The sequence below is a fragment of the Bacillus sp. B1(2022) genome (assembly GCF_040259625.1).
Classification (GTDB): Bacteria; Bacillota; Bacilli; order Bacillales; family Bacillaceae; genus Bacillus; species Bacillus velezensis.
Window position 1 is genome coordinate 1 of record NZ_JANIFO010000002.1, and the last position, 15,639, is coordinate 15,639.

Genomic DNA, 15,639 nt, shown 5'->3' on the forward strand with positions numbered 1-15,639 from the left:
AATCTCTTCGGGCTTTTTTGGCTAATTGATCTAAATGCTCAAAAAATGTCGGATATGAGACATGGATTGCCTCAGTATCACAGATGTCAATCGGCTCTTCTGTCAGGCATGAAGCGACACCGAGCATCATGCCGATGCGGTGGTCGCCGTGGCTTGACACATCGGCTCCGCCCGCAAGCGTTTTTTTGCCGTGTATTTTCATGCCGTCTTCAGTCGGTTCAATGTCTGCGCCGATTTTCCGGAGCTCTGATACGACGGTGTCGATCCGGTTCGTTTCCTTCACCTTCAGCTCCGCAGCGTCTTTAATGACAGTTGTGCCTTCAGCCTGCGTTGCCAAAAGGGCGATAATCGGGATCTCGTCAATTAAACGGGGGATGATTTCTCCGCCGATTTCTGCCGCTTTCAGATCTGAAGTTTCAATAACCAGGTCTCCGTAAGGCTCTGCGCTGTCCGCTTCTGAAGGAATCACTTCAAGTGAAGCCCCCATTTGCTTTAAGACATCAATCATTCCCGTGCGTGTCGGGTTCAGGCCGACGTTTTTCAGCACAATCCGGCTTCCGGGAACGACAGCGCCTGCCGCGAGGAAAAAGGCCGCTGAAGAAATATCGCCGGGCACGAAAATATCAGCCCCCCGAAGCTTCTGACCGCCCGTTACGGAAGCGCTCGTCTCCGTTTCCGCAAGCTCGGCGCCAAAAGCGTTCAGCATCCGTTCCGTATGGTCTCTTGATTTATGAGGCTCAGTGACGGTCGTCGTCCCTTCAGCCTGCAATCCGGCAAGCAGCACGGCGGATTTGATCTGCGCGCTTGCAACAGGGGAGACGTAATCAATGCCTTTCAATTGTCCGCCTCTTACGGATAAAGGCGTAAATCCTCCGTCCGCTCTTCCGTCAATCGCGGCTCCCATCTGTTTTAAAGGCTCCGTCACCCTCTTCATCGGGCGCTTTGCAATACTTTCGTCGCCCGCTACCGTACTGTGAAATGGGCATCCGGCTAAAATGCCGAGCATCAGGCGGATGGTCGTGCCGGAATTTCCGACATCAAGAAGGCTGTCAGGCTCACAAAGTGCGTCAATGCCCTTCCCGTATATCGTTACATCACTTCCGTTTTGTTCAATGGAGACACCCATTTTTCTGAAGCAGGCAATGGTGCTCAGACAATCGGCTCCGGGCAAAAAGTTTTTTACCGTTGTCGTTCCTTCCGCAAGCGCTCCGAACATAACAGAACGGTGGGAGATGGATTTATCCCCCGGAATATGAATTTCACCGTTTAAAGACGTCACTTTTTCTCTTTTCAATGTTTTCCACCTCAGTCAGCGTAAAATGTGTCATATTTGGCGCGGGATTGAATGCAGGTTTCCGCACGCTTCCGGTCATCATCAGTCTGGAAACTGATTCTGAGAATTCCGTTAATATCTTCTCTTGTTTCGATAATGCGGATGTTGGTGATACTGATTTTTTCTTCTGCCAATATCGCCGTAATTTCCGAAATGACCCCCGGATGATCGGGAACATCGACATAAAGGTCATAAAAGGACGGGATCGCTCCTTTTTGACGGAGCGGCAGACCGTCGCGATAATCTTTCGCTTTTTTAAAATATCCGAACAGGCTGTCCGCATCTTCATTTTCTACATAAGACTCGATCGTGTCAATCTCCCGTTTCCATTCTTTGAAGCGGTCAAGCAGTTTATCTTTGTTATGAAGAAGTATGTCCCTCCACATCGCCGGGCTGCTTGAGGCGATCCTGGTGATGTCCCGAAAACCGCCGGCTGCGAAACGTTTCAAAAACGGATAATCTTCTTCAGCATGATGAGCCTGATGGACGAGGCTTGCAGCAACGATATGAGGGAAATGGCTGATGACGCTCGTTACGCCGTCATGCTCCTCGGGGGTCATCTCCACAAAGTGGGCGTTTGCCGCTTTCAAAAGTTCCTTCAGATGCGTTACTGACTCTTTAGAAGTTGATTTTCCGGGTGTTAAAATATAAAACGCATTTTCGAATAAAAATTCTTTCGCGGCAGCGGCCCCGGATTTATGAGATCCCGCCATCGGATGGCCGCCGACAAATTGATAGTGAGCCGGAAGCACTTTGTCGGCGTAGCTGACGACTTTCTGTTTCGTGCTGCCCACATCCGTAATCAGGAGTTCATGGGTGATGTCTGATGCGGCCAGCACATCGAGCATTTTCAGCGTTTGGGCGACAGGCGTGGCGATAATGACAACAGACGCTTGCTGCACACCTTCCGTAAATGAGCCGGCCCGCTCGTCAATAATTCCGAGCTTCAGCGCGGCAGTGAGCTGTTCTTCCGAAATATCCACACCGATAATCCGTTTATGAGGATGCTCCTTTTTGATGGCCAATGCGATCGATCCGCCGATCAGCCCGATCCCCGCAAGCAATATAGTATCCTTCATTTCACTCATTTCCTTTTTCAACTATTTTAATAGAGCAAAGAGGTGATGCCTGATCACCTCTTATAATATTTCAGCTAAAATTGTGAGAATTTCCTCATTCTGCTCTTTCGTACCGACCGTAATCCTTAACGCTGTCGGAAATCCGAGCGCCTGTCCTGAGCGGACGATATATCCTTTTTCCAACAGGGCTTGGAACAGTTCATCCGCCGGGCGGTTAAAATCAATGAGCACAAAGTTGGTTTGTGAAGGATAACAAGTTAATCCGTGAGTTTCTGCAAAATCATAATACTGCTTAAGGCCTGCTTTATTTTTCTCGACGCATTCCTGAATAAATGTCTGGTCATCAAGCGCTGCCAGTGCCGAAGCCTGACCGATTCTGCTCGTATTGAACGGCTCTCTCGCCGGTTCAATCTGGCGGATCAGTGCTTCGTCCGCAATGCCGTATCCGACGCGCAGCGCGGCAAGTCCGTACGCTTTAGAGAAGGTGCGGAGGATCATAACATTCGGATATTGCTTTAAAAGCGGAATGCTTTCTGGGTAATCTTCCGCCGTAACATACTCGTAGTAAGCTTCATCAAGTACAACGAGTATATGCTCGGGAACTCTGTTTAAAAAGGCAATTAGCTCTTGCTCAGAAGTATATGTCCCCGTCGGATTATTGGGGTTGCATACCCATATGACTTTCGTCTCGCCGTCAATTGCTTCCAGCATCCGGTCCAAATCATGAGCGCCGTCACTGCGGAGCGGAACCTCGCGCACCTCAGCGCCTTCAATCACCGCATTGTGTCTGTATTGCGGGAAAGTCGGGGCGGCGGTAATCGTGTTTGCCTGATCATTTAATAAAGAACGGCAGATAATCTGCACAAGCTCATCAGAGCCGTTGCCGAAAATGATCGAAGATTCACTGACCTGCAGATGCTCACTGAGCCGTGTTCTCAAAGCGGCACTGTAACCGTCGGGATACAGCGCAAGCTGCTCAATCTCCTGATGCAGCGCATCTTTAGCGGCCTGTGAACAGCCGAACGGATTTTCGTTAGAAGCGAGTTTTACTACTTTCTCAAGCCCGTATTCCATTTTCACTTCTTCTATTGGTTTGCCCGGCTGATACGGTTTCAGCTGCCGCAGCTGTTCTTTAATCTGCAAATCCAGTCACCTCATTTTACACTGTACAGTCGTCCGAACGTCTTTGCGTATTCTTCAAATTCAAGAAGCGCATCAGCTCTTGTTCCGGGATTCACAAGCTTTGTTTTAAGCTCTTCAACTTTTTTGACAAGCGCGCTGCCGACAACAACACCGTCAGATATTTCATTCATCCCGTCAACCTGTTTGCGGTTTGAAATGCCAAAACCGACCGCCACCGGAACAGGGCTGAATTCTTTCACCTTACGTATGAAAGAGTATACAGACGGATCGAATTCGCTGCGTACGCCTGTCACTCCTAAAGAGGATACACAATACACAAAGCCGCAGGCCTGTTCAGTAATTATTTTCAAACGGTCTTCACTTGTCGGCGCAACCAGTGAGATATAAGCGATGTTCTCCTTTTTGCATGTCATTTGCAAAAGGGCGCTTTCCTCTAATGGAAGGTCGGGTACAAGCAGACCGTCTATGTCGTTTTCCCGCAGTAAAGCGAAAAAGTATTCTTTTTCTAATTGTAACACAGGATTATAATACGTAAAGAGGATAATTGGAATATGAACGCCGTTTTTTTTCATTTTGCCGCCAAGTTCAATTGCTTTTACGATATTCATTCCGTTTTCCAGAGCCCGTTTTGAAGCCCGTTGTATGACGGGTCCGTCCGCAAGCGGATCTGTGTAAGGAACGCCGATTTCAAGGGCAGAAGCGCCTGCATTCTGCAATGATATTGCCAGCTCAACAGAAATGTCAGGAAGCGGATCGCCAGCCGTAATAAAAGGGATAAATAATTTTTCAGAATCTCGCAGATTAAACATGTGTCTCCACCCCGTTTTCCAAAACATTCATCAGCGTATGAACATCTTTATCTCCTCTTCCTGATAAACTGACGAGAATGATTTTGTCTTTATCCATGTCTTTTGCCATTTTAAACGCTTTTGCCAGGGCGTGGGCAGATTCAATAGCCGGAAGAATACCTTCTGTTTCAGAAAGCAGACGTAACGCGGCAATCGCTTCATCGTCTGTCACGCTTTCGTACGTTACACGGCCGCTTTTATGCAGATAGGCGTGCTCAGGGCCGATCCCCGGGTAATCAAGGCCGGCTGAAATGGAATACGGTTCGATAATCTGCCCGTATTCATCTTGTATTAAATAGGTCATTGAACCGTGAATCACCCCGAGCGTCCCTTTTGCGATCGTTGCCGCATGCAGCGGCGTATCAATTCCTTTTCCCGCCGCCTCGGCGCCGATCAGCTCAATATCTTCGTCTAAAAAGGCCTGAAATATGCCCATCGCATTGCTTCCGCCGCCGACACATGCAACAACCTTGTCCGGGAGTGTTCCTTCAACCCTGCGGAGCTGTTCTTTCGCTTCCTCGCCGATGATTTTCTGAAATTCGCGAACGATATACGGATACGGATGCGGCCCCACTACAGAACCGATAAGGTAGAAATGATCTTCACAATGCTGGACCCAATACCTGATCGCCTCATTCGTCGCATCTTTCAGCGTGCCGTTGCCGCTTGTGACCGGCACCACTTCCGCGCCGAGCAGTTTCATCCGGAATACGTTCAGCGACTGGCGCGCAACGTCTTCTTCACCCATAAAAACCGTACACTTAAAACCGAATTTTGCAGCGGCTGTTGCGGCAGCCACACCGTGCTGTCCCGCACCGGTTTCGGCGATGATTTTCGTTTTGCCCATCTTTTTGGCAAGCAGAATCTGGCCTAACGCGTTGTTAATTTTATGAGAGCCGGTATGGTTTAAATCTTCTCTTTTCAGATAGATTTTCGCCCCTCCCAAATACTCTGACACCCTGTCTGCGAACGTTAATGCGGTCGGTCTTCCGGAGTAATCAAACAATAGCTTTTTATATTCGGCATGAAAAACGGGATCATTCTTTAATTCTTTGAAAGCCGTTTCGATTTCCTCAAGGGGCCGCATCAATGTTTCAGGGACAAATTTGCCGCCGAATTCGCCGTATCTTCCGATTTCATTTGGATATGGATACATAGTGGTTCATCCTTTCTTCTAAAAGCCGGATCAGTGTTTGATCCTTTTGTCCGTTTTTTTCAATTCCGCTGGCAAGATCTATACCGCACGGACGCGATCTCAGTAAGCCGGTAATCGTTTCAGGATTAACGCCGCCCGCGATAAAACAGCGCTTGTTTGCATTTTGAGCCTGCTTTCGGTACAAGGGGACACGAGCCCATGAAAACGCGATTCCCGTGCCGCCTCTCATTCCTTTTACTGAAGAATCAATGACATAGCCGTCGACAGCAGGTGCAAATTGAGCCATCTGACGAAGCGTCCCTTCCCCGTGATGGAGCGCTTTCCATATTTCCGAGCGCACAAGCGGACGGAGGCGGCGGGCATCCTCAGGCGATTCATCACCGTGAAGCTGGATGACGTCAAGTGCCAGATCAGAGGCGATTTGCGCGATGTTTTCTATCGTTTCATTTACAAATACACCGACATGTTTCTTGTCTGTCAGGACCTTCTCTTTCCATTTCCTGACCTCACCCGGCGTTACTCTCCGTTTGCTTGCGGCAAAAATAAATCCCAGATAATCCGCTCCTGAAGCTGCCGCAAGTTCGTAATCACGCTTCGATCGTATTCCGCAGTACTTTACCTCAGGCTTTTTCATATCGTCACTCCCCGAACAGTCCGCGGATCGCCTTTTGCTGCGAATCCTCTCTCATTAAGGATTCTCCGACCAATACAGCCTGCGCCCCGTGCTTGTTGACGAATTGCAGGTCAGCCAAAGAACCGATGCCGCTTTCGCTGACCAGCAGACAGCCGTCCGGTACAAGCTGCGCTATTTTTTCCGTTTGCGAAACAGAAGTACGGAACGTTTTTAAGTCCCGGTTGTTTATGCCGAGAATGTCCGGCTGAAACACTTGTAAAATCCGTTCAAGCACAGTTTCATCATGGACTTCAACGAGAACGTCCATGCCCTTCTCGCGGGCTTCCAGATAAAGCTCATGAAGCTCTGAAGGTTCCAGCGCTTCCCCGATCAGCAAAATGGCATCGGCGCCGATCCTGAACGATTCCTCCACCTGAAGGGAATCAATAATAAAATCTTTTCTCAGCACGGGAAGAGACACGGTTTGTTTAACATCTGTCAGAAATTGATTTCTCCCCTGAAAAAAACGGGTATCCGTGAGAACTGAAAGGGCGTCGGCTTTAGCCGCTTCATAATCCGCCGCAATCGTTTCCGGAACAAAATGCTCTTTAATCAATCCTTTAGACGGCGAAGCTTTTTTCACTTCGGCAATCAGCCCGATAAAACGGTTCGGGTTCAGGAGCGCTTTTTTAAAGGATCTCCGTTCAATTTGACAGGTTTCCGGCAGCACGATGGATTTGATTTCTTCTTTTTTCTGCTGAATGATTTGATCAAGCATACATTTCTTCCTCTTTCTGTTTCAGACGTTCGAGCTGCCTTTTGGCATCTCCGTTTTGAATCGCTTCTAAGGCGGTTTTCGTTCCTTCTTTCAGATCGTTTGCAAGACCTGCCGTATAAATGGCCGCGCCCGCATTTAAGGCGGTAATATGCAGAGCGGATGACGGAGCTTTATTTGCAAAAATATTCTGAATGAGGAGCGCGCTTTCTTCCGATGAACTCACTTGAATATCCTTTAGTGAACCTTCTGTAAAACCGAATTGTTCAGGTGAAACGGAATATTCCAGACGTTCACCGTTTTTCAGTTCAATGATATCGGTCGGTGCTGAGATGGACAATTCATCTAATCCGTCACGGGCCGACACAAGCATGACGTGTCTGACATCAAATTGTTCCAGAGCGCTTGCCATCAGGCGCGCTTTATCAAATGAATAGACGCCGATCACCTGCCGCTTCACCTGCAGCGGGTTGCTGAGCGGACCCAGCAGATTAAATACGGTTCGGAAGCCAAGCTCTTTTCTTGCGGCGGCGACGTGCTTCATTGACGAATGAAACAGCGGCGCAAACAAAAACCCCATTTGTTTCATTTCAATGCTGCGTTTGACGCTGTCTGGTGTGGCTTGAATGGAAACCCCCAGTTTTTCCAGCACATCCGCGCTGCCGCTTTTAGACGAAACGGAGCGATTTCCGTGCTTGGCAACTTTAGCTCCGGCAGCAGAAGCTGTAATCGCCGCTGCCGTGGATATGTTAAACGTAGAAATCCCGTCTCCGCCTGTTCCGCACGTATCAACGACATCCGCCAAGCCACCTGATGTCTGTGCCCGCGCCCGCATCACTTTTACAAATCCGGCAAGCTCCTCCGCCGTTTCACCTCGGTGGGCTAACACCGATAAAATCCCGCCGATCTCAGACTGCGACATGTCCCCGTTCATCATCATTTCCATCAGCTTTTCGGCTTCTCCGGTTTTCAGCGTACGGCCATTAACGCATGATTGCAGAAATTTGTTCATCCGTCTTCTCCTCCCCGCCAGAAAAGATGTCTTCTGCGATTTGAATCGTTTTTAAAAGCGCCCCCGCTTTGTTACAGCTTTCTTCATATTCGGCTTCCGGGACGGAATCGGCGACTATTCCCGCGCCCGCCTGCACCGATGCCGTACCGTTTTTGACACTCATGGTGCGGATGGTAATACACGAATCAATTGACCCGTCAAATCCGATATAAGCGATACATCCGCCGTAGGTTTCTCTGGAAGTCGGTTCTAATTCATTTAAAAGCTGCATCGCGCGGATTTTCGGAGCGCCCGTGAGTGTTCCTGCCGGGAATGCCGACATCAGCGCGTCAACGGGATGGATGCCCTGCTTTAAACGGCCGGTTACAACAGAGATGATGTGCATCACATGTGAAAAAGAAACGACCTTTGTGAATTCCGGAACGGCTACGGAACCGTACTCCGCAACTCTGCCGATGTCATTGCGCGCAAGATCGACGAGCATGTAATGTTCAGCTTTTTCTTTTTCGTCATTCATCAGCTCTTTTTTCAGGCGTTCGTCCTCTTCTTTTCCGGCGCCCCTTCTTCTCGTTCCGGCAATCGGATGAATTTCCAGGTGCCTGTCATGCACGCGGATCAGACGTTCAGGCGAACTCCCGACAATGTCTCTGTCAGGCAGTTTGATATAGTACATATAAGGTGAAGGATTGACGATGCGGAGCACCCTGTACAGCTCAAATGAATGTCTGGATACCGGAATGTCAAACTTTTGCGAAAGCACCCCTTGAAAAATGTCTCCGGCTTTTATATATTCTTTCAGTTTATCGACGCCGGCCATAAACTCTTCTTTCGTATAATTGGATGTCACAGCGGCAAAACTTGGCGTGTCAAACGTTTCTTTAGAAAAAAACGGCTCTTTCATATCTTTCGATTCTGTCAAAATACTGATAAGCTTACGAAGCTCCGCGCAATTTTCTTTAAAAACGGCCCGCTTTTCTTCCTCCGTCTCCCGGCCGTTAAGCTCCGCATATTGAATGAAATGCACTTGTTTCGTTTCGTGGTCGTACGCGATGATTTTCCGGCAGACAAACAGCATGCATTTTTCGAAATCTGTTACTTTCGCGTGGCTTGGCACGGAAGGCTCAATCAAAGGAATCATGTCATAGCTCAGATAACCGACCGCCCCTCCCGAAAATGGGATATCAAGCTCGGGTGTTTTAATGCGGAAGCTCTCATTCATCCAGTCAAGCACGGCTTTTAATTCTCCGGCTTCAAACAGCGTATGCCCGTTTGGATCAGCGGCAGTGAATGTGTTATGACTCTCTTTAATCGTGATAAAAGGATCGAGGCCGATAAAAGAGTATCTCGACCAGCTTGACGACTCATCCTTGCTTTCTAAAAGATACGTAATGTTTCTGTCCAGTTTTTCAACCATCTGAATGGGTGTGATCGTGTCGACCGTAAAAGTCTCTGCGATTGGAATGGTGCGGTGTGTCAGACTGTCCTTTAAAAATAAAGAAACATCCGATTGTAAATTCATGATTCTCCTCCTTACGGTAAGGAGAATGAGATGAAGAGTGAGAGGAGTCTTGCGTATAAGAAATAAACCCAAAAGAAAGGCTTCTTTTGGGCAGAATAAAAACGTGTTTATCTCAGCTCAGCTAAACTCATTCTCTGCTACCCTATTCTAAACTCAACTGTTCAATGTCTTACTTACCAGCTCTATACACACTCTTGTGCATTTCTAAGCTTTGTTTATCGTATTACATGTCAGTATTTTTTGTCAATGATAAATCCGGCCTTAACACAACGGCTTTTTCTAAATAGACATGCTTGATTTCATCCTGAGGCGTATCCGTCTGAACCGTCATCAGGACACGGATACACTTTTGCAGAGCGCCGGTAACATCCATTTCCTGCATGCACGTCACCGGGACGTACTGCCACCCGGAAAGGCGGCGGACCGCTTTTGCCGGAAATACGGAATGGATATCAGGCGTGGCGGATAACAGGATCTGTACAACGTCTTCCGGCTTGCATCCATTTTGTTCAATGATTTTTTCAAGCAGCTGCTGTGTTTTTTCTAAAATTTCTTGTTCGGTGTCTTGTTCCACCGTTGTTGCTCCGCGAATGCCGCGTATCATCATGCTGTTTCCTCCATTCGCCATTTGTTCAGCAAATTTTCGAGCTCATCTTTTGAAAGCATGCAGTCCCGCGCTTCGCCTAATTCCTTTAACACGATGAACTGTGTCATGCCTCCGCGCGTTTTTTTATCATTCATCATCCGGGCGGAGAGAACCGGCGTTTCAATATCTTGTCTGATGCTTCCCGGGTAGCCGAGCCCAATCAGCCATTGTGTGAGTTCTTTCCTGTTCATCTTGCAACGTGCAACCTGTTCACTCACGTAAAGGGCAAACTGCATGCCGAGGGCGACCGCATCTCCATGTGTAATCCGTCCGTAGCCGTATTCCGCCTCAACGGCATGGCCGAGCGTATGGCCGAAATTCAGAAAAGCTCTTATCCCCTCTTCCTTTTCGTCCTCACGCACGACGGCCGATTTGATTGAAATTCCTTTATAAATCATTTCATTCAGCTCAGCGCTTGTCAGTCCTTGCAACGTGTCAAACGTGAGAAGTTTTTCTAAAAAAGCATAATCGGCGATAAACGCGTGTTTGATCACTTCAGCCATGCCCGATCTCAGCTCTTGTTCCGGCAGGGTTTTCAGAAGCTCCGTATCGTAAATCACCGCTTTCGGCTGATAAAACGCACCGATTAAGTTCTTTCCGAGTTTATGGTTGACGGCCACCTTGCCGCCGACCGCGCTGTCATGGGCAAGCAGTGTTGTCGGCATTTGAATGAAATCAATTCCGCGCATAAAAGTTGCTGCGCAAAAGCCGGCCAAATCACCCGTCACGCCGCCTCCGAAGGCGATCATACATGAGGAGCGGTCCATATGGAAAGCGATCGCTTCCGTTTGAATCCGTTCATACTCTTTTAGAGATTTCGCTTCTTCTCCGCTTGGAACGATCACTTTTTTCACGGGCCATGTTTCGTTTAAAAGCCGGAACATCTCATCACCGTAAAGCCGGTCAACTTCAGCATCGATGATGAGAAGGATCTTTGTCAGCGGCCTGTTCAGTGAAGACAAAAGGGCAGCGGCCTGTTTCCTTATACCTTCACCGATATACACGGGATATGCGGAGGAAGCTGTCCGAACCTCAAGCTCTTTCATCAGAATTCCCTCGATAATTTTTTCATGTTTTCAACATTTTCTTTAATTCGGTCGATCTGGTCAAGCCCGAATTGTTCTACGACGGCATTTGCGATTTCCCAGGCCACTGCTGCTTCAGCCACTACACTTGCTGCCGGAACCGCGCAGCTGTCTGAACGTTCAATGCTCGCTGTAAACGGTTCTTTCGTTTCAATGTCGACGCTTTTCAGCGGCTTGTACAAAGTAGGGATCGGTTTCATAACGCCGCGGACGACAATCGGCATTCCCGTCGTCATACCGCCTTCTAATCCTCCGAGCCTGTTTGTGGCGCGTGTATAGCCTTTCTCTTCATCCCATACGATTTCATCATGAACTTCACTGCCGTTTTTGCCGGCCGCTTCAAAACCGATGCCGAACTCTACGCCTTTAAACGCGTTAATCGACAGAACGGCAGCAGCGAGCTTGCTGTCCAGCTTACGGTCATAGTGGACATAGCTTCCGACACCGACCGGCATACCTTCGACGATCACTTCAACGATTCCGCCGATCGAGTCGCCGTTTGCCTTCGCTTCATCAATGGCTGCCATCATTTGACGGCCTGCTTCTTCATCGTAGCATCTGACCGGTGATTCTTCCGTTACCCGTTTGAGATCCTCAATGGATGTGTAATCGGTTTTCTCTGCTTTTACACTGCCGATTTGCAGGACATGTCCGGCGACTTTAATGCCAAGCTCAGCTAAAATCTTTTTAGCGACGGCTCCGGCAGCCACGCGAACCGTTGTCTCACGCGCGGAAGATCGTTCTAACACATTTCTCATATCACGGTGATTATACTTAATAGCACCGTTCAAATCTGCGTGTCCCGGTCTCGGTCTTGAAATCTGGCGTTTCATTTCACTTTCTTCTTCTTCTGTAATCGGTGCGGCACCCATAATTTTTGTCCAGTGGGTCCAGTCTTTATTTTCTACAACGAGCGCGATCGGTGAACCGAGTGTCCGGGCATGCCGCACGCCGCTTGTGATCTTCGCTCTGTCCGTTTCAATCTGCATGCGGCGTCCGCGGCCGTGCCCTTTTTGACGTCTGGCAAGCTCAAAATTAATGTCTTCTTCAGTTATATAAAGCCCCGCAGGCACACCTTCTATAATTGTCGTCAGCTGCGGACCGTGTGATTCTCCGGCTGTTAAGTATCTCATTTCTTTCTTCTCCCTTCATCGCATTAACGCTTTTAAGTAAAACTATACCACAAGTTTTCATTAAATGTCTTCTATCTTTTTTGATAAAAAAATGTATCAGTGCTCTCAAGGCCGAATTTTTCCGGGCTGAAAATTTGTTCTGTACTGCCGACAAACAGAATTCCGTTCTTTTTCAGACTGCCCGCCATTTTCACATACAGCTCTTCTTTTGCTTTTTCAGTAAAATAAATAAAGACGTTGCGGCAGACGATCAGATCAAAATCCTGTTCATAGCTGTCGGCAAGCAGGTTGTGCCGCTTAAACCGGATGTTGTTCTGAATCTCTTGTTTTACTTGATAACTGTTGTCAGCCTGCTTAGTGAAATAACGGCTTTTCACGGAAGCCGGCACCTCTTGCAGCGAGCGTTCCTGATAGATGCCCCGCTTGGCTTTGCTTAGCGCCTTTTCATCAATATCTGTCGCCAATATATCAAATCCGGCCAGTCCCGTCTGCTGATTGAGAATCATCGCCAAAGTATAGGGCTCCTCTCCCGTTGAACAGGCCGCACTCCATATTTTTAACGGTTTGTTATGCTTTATTAATGGGAGAATTGAGGTTTCAAGAACTTCCCACCGTTTATAATTTCGGTAAAATTCAGAAACATTGATCGTCATTCTGTCCAATGTTTCGTTTAATAAAAGCTTGTCCTTTTCCAAAGCGGCGGCAAATTCCTGAAAATCTCTGAACCCCTTCTTTTCATAAAGGGACGTCAGCCGCCTTTTCATCTGTGCTTCTTTGTATAAAGATAAATCAACGCCGGTTATTTGTTTCCACTTGGTGATAAAAATGTCGTAAGGCTCCATTGCTTCTCTCCCAATCTCGCTGTCTTTTGTCCTAGTATAGCCTGTTTTCTGTCGAAATTGTACGATTTCAATAAAAAAATCAGCCCGCGGGCTGATTTGTGAGAAACGAAAAGACAGGGCAGCGCAGCCTCTGTCTTTCATAAATGATGTAAACCTTTTCATAATGCGAGAAAAAGAAAGGCTGACGGCTTAGTACACCCAGTCGGCCATTAATTTTTGATACGGTACAAGCTCTTCCTGTTTAAAGAAAATGTGAATTTCCCGCTCAGCGCTTTCTAAGGAGTCTGAACCGTGAATGATATTTTTGCCGACAAACATGCCGTAGTCACCGCGGATTGTGCCCGGCAGTGCATCTTTCGGGTTCGTTTTTCCGATCAGCTGTCTTGTGATCTCTACTACATTTTCCCCTTCCCATACCATTGCAAATACGGGTCCTGATGTAATGAATTCCACAAGCTCGCCGAAAAACGGCTTCCCTTTATGTTCAGCATAATGGGTTTCAGCCATCTGTTCTGAAACTTGCATTAGCTTGGCTCCTGCCAATTGTAAGCCCTTACGCTCAAATCTGGATAAAATCTCTCCGATCAGCTGGCGCTGTACGCCGTCCGGTTTTACCATGATAAAAGTTTTTTCCATAAGATTCTCCACCCCATCATTATGTATAGGCTTTCAAGTTGCACACCGAAATCGTAACATCTTTCTGACAATTAATCAATCCAGGGCGGAGAATGTTCACATCTTGTTCGTAAAAAGGAATTTAAAATTTCCGTTTGCCGATATATTTGGCGATGGCGGCCAATGATGAGCGCGCACGTCCTCTCGGCAGTGTATTCAGTTTTTCAAACGCTTTTTTTAAGTACCTGTCACTGACGGCCATTGATTTTTCAATCGCGTCTGTGCGTTTAATATTTTCAATAATGGGGGCGAGCTGCTCCTGTGTTGTTTCACTGTTAATTAATTTCAGCTGATTTTTCAATTCAGGCTGACGGAGCGCGTACAAAACGGGCAGAGTGACATTTCCTTGCAGCAGATCCCCTCCGACCGGTTTTCCCAGTTCCTCTTCCGTTGAGGTGAAATCAAGAATGTCGTCAATAATCTGATAGGACATGCCCACGTAATAACCGAACCAATATAATGCTTTGTGAATCTTCTCATCAGCTCCCGAAGCGATGGCGCCGAGCTGGCAGCTGACGGCAATGAGAAGAGCCGTTTTCCGTTTAATGCGGCGCAAATAGGTTCTGAGGTTTTGCTCCATATTGTATTTATCTCTGATCTGTTCAATTTCTCCGAGGCATACTTCTACGATGGTTTTGGACAGGATCCGGTGGGCTTTCGGCTCATCCAATCTCGTCATCATCTCAAGTGAGCCCGCAAGCATATAATCACCGGTATACATGGCGATGCGGTTGTCCCACTTGGCTTTGATGGTCGGTTTTCCCCTCCGCAGCTCGGCGTCATCAATGACGTCGTCATGCACGAGGGACGCCATATGAATCATTTCCAGCGTCACCGCAACATATTTTATTTTATTAATGTCATAGTCGCCGAACATGCCGGAAAGCAATACGAAAACAGGGCGGATCCGCTTGCCGCCCGCCTGGAGCAGGTGGAGCCCGGCTTCACTCAGCAAGGGATAGTCTGACCGCACCGTTTGCTCAAGCTCCCTTTCGATCACATCAATATCGTCATTTAAAAAAGAATAGGCCATTTTAAATTTCATATCATTCACCCAAACATCTGTATATTCATCATTTCCAACCGATATGCGTAGCAGCCACTCCGCCGGTAAACGAATGGTATTTGACATTCGTCAGGCCCGCTTCTTCAAACAGACGGGCAAGTTCTTTCATACCGGGAAATTCTCTTGCCGATTCTTGAAGCCAAGAATATTCTTTATAGCTCTTCGCAAACATTTTTCCGAAGAAAGGCATGATGTATTTAAAATAAAGAAAATATGCCTGTCTGAATCCGAACATTTCCGGCTGGGATGTTTCCAGACATACGACCTGCCCGCCCGGTTTGACGACCCGCCGCATTTCTTTCAGCACGGTCAGATAGTCGGGAACGTTCCGCAGCCCGAAGCCGATGGTGACAAAATCAAAAGAATCATCAGCGAAAGGAAGCTCCATCGCATTTCCGTGCAAAAGCTCAATTTGGCTGTAACCGCCCTCTTTCACTTTTTTCTCACCGATGCTCAGCATATTTTTGCTGAAATCCAGTCCTTTGATTTCGCCGCTTTTTCCGGCCGCTTCTGCGAGGGCAATCGTCCAGTCAGCCGTTCCGCAGCAGACATCAAGCGCTTTTGCGCCTTCTTTTACATTCATGATCTGCATCGTTTTATCGCGCCATTTTTTATGCTGCTGAAAACTGATAACAGAGTTCATTTGGTCATAATTTTTATAGATTTTTTCAAACACGCCGTGTACGCGCTGTTCTTTTGACTCCTGCATGTTGA

General features: G+C 47.7%; 16 protein-coding genes. All 16 read right to left on the reverse strand.

From position 1 onward, the window contains the following. Positions 1-1,294, reverse strand: a 1,294-nt coding sequence (gene aroA, locus NQS30_RS03780; protein ID WP_350322183.1) for a 3-phosphoshikimate 1-carboxyvinyltransferase, incomplete at its 3' end; no start/stop codon positions are given. Between the two features lie 11 nt (positions 1,295-1,305). Then, positions 1,306-2,421 (reverse strand): prephenate dehydrogenase, encoded by a 1,116-nt coding sequence (locus tag NQS30_RS03785; protein ID WP_085342375.1) that lies wholly within the window; start codon positions 2,419-2,421, stop codon positions 1,306-1,308. A 51-nt stretch (positions 2,422-2,472) separates the two neighbouring features. Continuing rightward, a complete protein-coding gene (gene hisC, locus NQS30_RS03790; RefSeq protein ID WP_043021738.1) occupies positions 2,473-3,555 on the reverse strand; it encodes a histidinol-phosphate transaminase in 1,083 nt (360 codons plus the stop codon). 11 nt (positions 3,556-3,566) lie between these two features. After that, on the reverse strand, positions 3,567-4,364 hold the full coding sequence (trpA, locus tag NQS30_RS03795) for a tryptophan synthase subunit alpha (protein WP_007409464.1): 798 nt from the start codon (positions 4,362-4,364) through the stop codon (positions 3,567-3,569). Further along, a complete protein-coding gene (gene trpB / locus NQS30_RS03800) occupies positions 4,357-5,559 on the reverse strand; it encodes a tryptophan synthase subunit beta (RefSeq protein ID WP_015240101.1) in 1,203 nt (400 codons plus the stop codon). The genes trpA and trpB overlap by 8 nt, the downstream gene beginning before the upstream one ends. Beyond that, complete coding sequence (locus tag NQS30_RS03805) at positions 5,540-6,193, reverse strand: phosphoribosylanthranilate isomerase (protein WP_012117858.1); 654 nt, start codon at positions 6,191-6,193, stop codon at positions 5,540-5,542. The genes trpB and NQS30_RS03805 overlap by 20 nt, the downstream gene beginning before the upstream one ends. A gap of 4 nt (positions 6,194-6,197) precedes the next feature. Next, entirely contained in the window at positions 6,198-6,950 is a 753-nt protein-coding gene (gene trpC, locus NQS30_RS03810) for an indole-3-glycerol phosphate synthase TrpC (protein WP_007612237.1), read from the reverse strand. After that, positions 6,943-7,959, reverse strand: a complete 1,017-nt coding sequence (gene trpD, locus NQS30_RS03815; protein WP_015240102.1) for an anthranilate phosphoribosyltransferase — start codon at positions 7,957-7,959, stop codon at positions 6,943-6,945. The genes trpC and trpD overlap by 8 nt, the downstream gene beginning before the upstream one ends. Next, positions 7,931-9,478, reverse strand: a complete 1,548-nt coding sequence (gene trpE / locus NQS30_RS03820) for an anthranilate synthase component I (RefSeq protein WP_015240103.1) — start codon at positions 9,476-9,478, stop codon at positions 7,931-7,933. Before trpE ends, trpD begins: the two co-directional genes overlap by 29 nt. A gap of 223 nt (positions 9,479-9,701) precedes the next feature. Beyond that, positions 9,702-10,085 (reverse strand): chorismate mutase, encoded by a 384-nt coding sequence (aroH, locus tag NQS30_RS03825; protein WP_003153463.1) that lies wholly within the window; start codon positions 10,083-10,085, stop codon positions 9,702-9,704. Next, on the reverse strand, positions 10,082-11,170 hold the full coding sequence (gene aroB / locus NQS30_RS03830) for a 3-dehydroquinate synthase (RefSeq protein WP_015240104.1): 1,089 nt from the start codon (positions 11,168-11,170) through the stop codon (positions 10,082-10,084). The genes aroH and aroB overlap by 4 nt, the downstream gene beginning before the upstream one ends. Beyond that, positions 11,170-12,342, reverse strand: a complete 1,173-nt coding sequence (gene aroC / locus NQS30_RS03835) for a chorismate synthase (protein ID WP_003153459.1) — start codon at positions 12,340-12,342, stop codon at positions 11,170-11,172. Before aroC ends, aroB begins: the two co-directional genes overlap by 1 nt. A gap of 71 nt (positions 12,343-12,413) precedes the next feature. Continuing rightward, entirely contained in the window at positions 12,414-13,184 is a 771-nt protein-coding gene (locus tag NQS30_RS03840; RefSeq protein WP_012117864.1) for a protein-glutamate O-methyltransferase, read from the reverse strand. A 189-nt stretch (positions 13,185-13,373) separates the two neighbouring features. Continuing rightward, complete coding sequence (ndk, locus tag NQS30_RS03845; protein ID WP_012117865.1) at positions 13,374-13,820, reverse strand: nucleoside-diphosphate kinase; 447 nt, start codon at positions 13,818-13,820, stop codon at positions 13,374-13,376. A 121-nt stretch (positions 13,821-13,941) separates the two neighbouring features. Beyond that, the gene (gene hepT / locus NQS30_RS03850) at positions 13,942-14,904 is read right to left on the reverse strand and encodes a heptaprenyl diphosphate synthase component II (protein ID WP_003153454.1); all 963 of its coding nucleotides are present in this window, start codon (positions 14,902-14,904) and stop codon (positions 13,942-13,944) included. 28 nt (positions 14,905-14,932) lie between these two features. Then, positions 14,933-15,634 (reverse strand): demethylmenaquinone methyltransferase, encoded by a 702-nt coding sequence (gene menG / locus NQS30_RS03855; protein WP_003153453.1) that lies wholly within the window; start codon positions 15,632-15,634, stop codon positions 14,933-14,935. Positions 15,635-15,639 lie beyond the last annotated feature (5 nt).